The organism is Paenibacillus sp. MER TA 81-3, assembly GCF_023713585.1.
GTDB classification, from domain to species: Bacteria; Bacillota; Bacilli; order Paenibacillales; family Paenibacillaceae; genus Paenibacillus_B; species Paenibacillus_B profundus.
Map to the genome: position 1 here is coordinate 1 of NZ_JAMAWB010000154.1, position 246 is coordinate 246.

At 44.7% G+C, this 246-nt stretch carries 1 rRNA gene; it reads left to right on the forward strand.

From position 1 onward, the window contains the following. A 16S ribosomal RNA gene (locus tag M3650_RS31660) occupies nucleotides 1-75 on the forward strand; the annotation flags it as partial. Nucleotides 76-246 lie beyond the last annotated feature (171 nt).

Genomic DNA, 246 nt, shown 5'->3' on the forward strand with positions numbered 1-246 from the left:
AAGGTGGGGTAGATGATTGGGGTGAAGTCGTAACAAGGTAGCCGTATCGGAAGGTGCGGCTGGATCACCTCCTTTCTAAGGATTACGTCTCCTGCGACGGAGACATACAGGAAGCATCGCTTCCACCACACAAACGTTCCACTCGTTTTCAGTTTTGAAAGAGGAATCTCTTTCACACTTGTACCTTGAAAACTGAATCGCGAAAGTAGTAAAGTGTCTTAGAATCATCCTTATGTTGATATAAAG